3 protein-coding genes are annotated in these 4,871 nt (G+C 67.2%); 1 reads left to right on the top strand and 2 read right to left on the bottom strand.

What is annotated here, in order from left to right:
- Positions 1–13: 13 nt before the first annotated feature.
- Positions 14–1,381: an adenylosuccinate lyase gene (purB, locus tag ACXJKH_RS14725; protein WP_457320355.1), complete on the bottom strand. Its 1,368-nt coding sequence runs from the start codon at positions 1,379–1,381 to the stop codon at positions 14–16.
- Positions 1,382–1,417: 36 nt separating this feature from the next.
- Positions 1,418–2,740 carry a hemolysin family protein gene (locus tag ACXJKH_RS14730; RefSeq protein ID WP_457320357.1) on the bottom strand — a complete coding sequence of 441 codons (1,323 nt, stop codon included), beginning with the start codon at positions 2,738–2,740 and terminating at the stop codon, positions 1,418–1,420.
- A gap of 288 nt (positions 2,741–3,028) precedes the next feature.
- Between ACXJKH_RS14730 and ACXJKH_RS14735 the strand changes: the two genes are divergently transcribed.
- The gene (locus ACXJKH_RS14735; protein ID WP_457320359.1) at positions 3,029–4,441 is read left to right on the top strand and encodes a class II fumarate hydratase; all 1,413 of its coding nucleotides are present in this window, start codon (positions 3,029–3,031) and stop codon (positions 4,439–4,441) included.
- Positions 4,442–4,871: the final 430 nt, after the last annotated feature.

A 4,871-nucleotide genomic window follows, 5' to 3' on the forward strand; every position in this document is an offset into this window, starting at 1 on the left:
GTAAGCGCGAGCGTCAGATCGCCTTGGCCAGGTCGGCGGCCAGGCCGATGTAGCCGCCCGGGGTCAGGGCGCGCAGGCCCTGTTTGGCGTCTTCGGGCAGGTCCAGCGATTCGACGAAGGCCTGCATCGATTCGGCGGTGATGCCCTGGCCGCGGGTGAGGGCCTTGAGCTGTTCGTACGGGTTGGGCAGGCCGTACCGGCGCATCACGGTCTGCACTGCTTCGGCCAGCACTTCCCAGGACGCGTTGAGGTCGGCGTCCAGGCGCTCGGGATTGACGGTCAGCTTGCCCAGGCCCTTGGCCAGCGAATCCAGGCCGACCTGGGTGTGGCCGAACGCAGTGCCGACCGCGCGCAGCACGGTGGAGTCGGTGAGGTCGCGCTGCCAGCGGCTGATCGGCAGCTTGGCGCTGAAATGCTCGAACAGGGCGTTGGCGATGCCGAAGTTGCCTTCCGCGTTTTCAAAGTCGATCGGGTTGACCTTGTGCGGCATGGTCGAGGAGCCGACTTCGCCTTCCTTGAGCTTCTGCTTGAAGTAGCCCAGCGAGATGTAGCCCCAGATGTCGCGGGCCAGGTCGATCAGGATGATGTTGGCACGGCGCGCGGCATCGCCGATTTCAGCGACGTTGTCGTGCGGTTCGATCTGGGTGGTGTACGGGTTGAACACCAGGCCCAGGCTTTCGACGAAGCGCTTGGCGAAGGCCGGCCAGTCCACTGCCGGGTAGGCGATGACATGGGCGTTGTAGTTGCCGACCGCACCGTTGATCTTGCCGGTCAGCTCGACCGCGGCGATCTGGCGGCGCTGGCGCTCCAGACGGGCCACGACATTGGCCACTTCCTTGCCCAGGGTGGTGGGCGAGGCGGTCTGGCCGTGGGTGCGCGAGAGCATCGGCTGGTCGGCCTGGGCGTGGGCCAGGGCGCGCAGGGTGGCGGTCACGCCATCCAGGCCGGGCAGCAGCACGTCACGACGGGCCTGCTCGAGGATCAGGCCGTAGCTGAGGTTGTTGATGTCTTCGCTGGTGCACGCGAAATGCACGAATTCCAGCGCCGGACCCAGCTCGTCGTCGGCCTTGAGCTGCTCCTTGATGAAGTACTCCACGGCCTTGACGTCGTGGTTGGTGGTGCGCTCGATTTCCTTGACCCGCGCGGCGTGGGCCGGGGCGAAGTCATCGGCCAGCGCGCGCAGGCGAGCGGTGGCGGCGGCCGAGAACGGGGCCAGCTCGACGATGCCCGCCTCGTTGGCCAGCGCCAGCAGCCACTCCACTTCAACCTTGACGCGGGCCTTGATCAGGCCGTATTCGGAGAAGATCGGGCGCAGCGCGTCGACCTTGCCGGCGTAGCGGCCATCGAGCGGGGACAGGGCGAGCAGGGCGAATTCGGACATGGCAGGCGCGGGGCTATGACGGCGGGGGCCGTCATTCTACGCTGCCCCGGTCGGCTCGGCCTGTGCCATGCGTACGGTAACGGCCTGGATGCGGTGGCCGGCCATGCGTTTGATGGTGAACTGATGCCCGTCGATCGCCAGCTGCTCGCCCTCTTCGGGCAGGCGCTGCAGCTGGTGGACGATCAGCCCGCCGACCGAATTGAGGTGCTCCGGCGCCTCCAGGTCGTGGCCGAGCAGGCGCTCCAGGCGGAAGATCGAGGTCGAACCGGCCACCAGCAGGCTGCCGTCGGCACCGCGGGTGGGGGCGTCCTTGACGATGTGCGGATGCTCGTCCTCGATATCGCCGACCACCACTTCCAGCAGGTCCTCCAGGGTGAAGAAGCCCAGGATGCGGCCATGTTCCTCCACGCACAGCGCCAGGTGCGTGGTGCCGGTACGGAAGCGTTCGAGCACGCTGGGGACCGGAGTTTCCAGCGCGATCAGGTTGGCCGGGCGCAGCAGCGCGCGCAGGTCGTCGGTGGGCCTGCCACGCGCGATTTCGACCAGCAGGTCCTTCATGTGCAGGATGCCCAGCACGTCTTCGCCATCACGGTCGAACCACGGGTAGCGGCTGTAGCGGCTTTCGGCGAATTCGGCCATCACCTCGGCCAGCGCCATGCCATCGCGGAACGAACGCATGTGGTCGCGCGGGCGCATCAGGTCGCCGGCGACCAGTTCGGGCAGTTCCAGGGCATGGCTCATCAGCGTCAGGCCGTGGTCCGGCGCACTGCCCGTGGGCTGCTGGCGGCCGACGATCAGCTTGAGTTCCTCGCGCGAGTAACGGTGCGAGGTGTGTTCCACATCGCCCCAGCCGGCCAGCCGCAGCAGCGCGTTGGCGCTGTTGTTGAGCAGCCAGATCGCCGGGTACATCGCCCAGTAGAACAGGTATAGCGGCGCCGCCGTCCACAGCGACATGCGGTCCGGGCGACGGATCGCCATCGACTTGGGCGCCAGTTCGCCCAGCACGATGTGCAGGAACGAAATCACGCTGAAGGCGATGATGAAGGAGGTCAGCTGCGAGGCCTCCGCGCTCAGGCCCAACGCATCGAACACCGGCTGCAGCAGGTGCGCGAACGCCGGTTCACCCACCCAGCCCAGGCCCAGCGAGGACAGGGTGATGCCCAGCTGGCAGGCCGACAGGTAGGCGTCCAGGTGCGAATGCACGTTGAGCAGCAGGCGCCCGCGCCAGCCATGGCTGGCGGCCAGGCCCACGGCCTGGGTGTGGCGCAGCTTGACCAGCGCGAACTCGGCGGCCACGAAGAAGCCGTTGAGCAGCACCAGCCCGAAGGCCAGCAGCAGGAGCAGCAGGTTGCCGATCATCGGCGGCCGCGCAGCGTGGCTGCAAGGCGCGGAGTGGGGTTCAGGCCGGCCGAAAGCGCGGGCGGCGATGCATGCGCGGCGGCACGCCAGGAACTACTGTGGGGGTCGTCACCCATGGGGGCGGCAGGCTTTCTGAATGGACACGAATCTTGAGTCTAGCCGATCAAACCCGGTCTTGGGTTTCATCGCGGCTTGGGAGTATCGTGCGCAGAGCCGCCAGCCAGGGAATCAGGCCCGTTGCCAGCCGCAGGTTCCCTTTCCAAACCGAAAGAAACGCGGAGTGATGCAATGAGCAAGGGTTTCAGGATCGAACACGACAGCATGGGTGAGCTGCAGGTGCCCGAGGATGCGTTGTGGGGCGCGCAGACGCAGCGTGCGGTGAACAATTTCCCGGTGTCCGGGCAGCGCATGCCGCGTGGGTTCATCCGCGCGCTGGGCCTGGTCAAGGGCGCGGCCGCATCCGTCAACGTCGAGCTGGGCCATCTGCCCAAGAACATCGGCAAGGCGATCGAAGTTGCGGCGGCCGAAGTCGCCCACGGTGCGCATGACGCGCATTTTCCGATCGATGTGTACCAGACCGGTTCGGGCACGTCCTCGAACATGAATGCCAACGAGGTGATCGCCACGCTGGCCAATCGTGCGGGCAAGGCCGGCAAGGTGGTGGTGCATCCCAATGACCACGTCAACCAAGGCCAGAGCTCCAACGATGTGATCCCCACCGCACTGCGGGTGTCGGCGCTGCTGGGCGTGCAGGAACAACTGCTGCCGGCGCTGGCGCATCTGCGCAAGACCATCGACAAGCGCGGTCGCGCGCTGCGCAAGGTGGTCAAGACCGGGCGCACGCACCTGATGGATGCCATGCCGCTGACCTTCGAGCAGGAATTCGGCGCATGGTCGGCCCAGCTGGCCTCGGCCGAAGAGCGCATCGAAGACAGCCTCAAGCGGCTGCGCCGGCTGCCGCTGGGCGGCACCGCGATCGGCACCGGGATCAACGCCGATCCGCGCTTCGGCGAGCGCGTGGCCAAGCTGCTCAAGCAGCAGACCGGGGTCAAGTTCGACAGCGCGGAGAACAAGTTCGAAGGGCTGGCCGCGCAGGATGACGCGGTGGAACTGTCCGGGCAGCTCAATGCGCTGGCGGTGGCGCTGATCAAGATAGCCAACGACCTGCGCTGGATGAATGCCGGTCCGCTGGCTGGGCTGGGCGAGATCGAACTGCCGGCGTTGCAGCCGGGCAGTTCGATCATGCCGGGCAAGGTCAATCCGGTGATTCCCGAAGCGACGGTGATGGTGTGCGCGCAGGTGATCGGCCACCACACGGCGATCACCGTGGCGGGGCAGACGGGCAACTTCCAGTTGAATGTGACGCTGCCGCTGATCGCGGCCAATCTGCTGGACGGGATCGGGCTGCTGGCGAACATTTCGCGGCTGCTGGCCGATACGGCGATTGCAGGGCTGAAGGTGCGCGAGGACCGCGTCCGCGAGGCGCTGGACCGCAATCCGATCCTGGTGACGGCGTTGAACCCGATCATCGGCTACGAGAAGGCGGCGGCGATCGCCAAGCGCGCCTACAAGGAGCAGCGCCCGGTGCTGGACGTGGCCAAGGAAGACAGCGGTCTGTCCGAAGCCGAGTTGCGCAAGCTGCTGGATCCGGCGGCACTGACCGCAGGCGGCATCCACGCCGGCAGCAGCGGCGGCGGCTGACCGGGACGTCAGGAAGAAAAAGACGGGCCGAAAGGCCCGTTTTTTTGTGCTTCTGCCAACGGAGGGCAGCGTCTTGTTGCCTGGTAGATGGCGTACGGCGATGCGCGCATGGCGGGGTGGCTGGGTCACGTGTGCAACGGGGGCGGTCTCCGTTCGGGCGTGCCGCGCGCGTCAGGGCCCCGCAGCGGCCGGTAGGCCCCTGGCGCAAATGTCCCCCGGCCTGGCGGCCTCCTCCTTTATTTTGCCCAGGSGCCTACCGGCCGCTAMGGGGCTCGGCTTGCGGTGAGCAKGYSGAAGCCAGGCTTTTCTGRCRYTGGTCGGTGGGTCGGGCGCTGGGCSCCCATGCCCTTGGAGGCGAAATAAAGGGGGAGGGGGCGGCCGCAGGCCGACGCCGGAGGACATTCGCCGGAAAGGGTATGGGGGCCCAGCG

It is taken from the genome of Stenotrophomonas sp. P5_B8 (genome assembly GCF_054049855.1).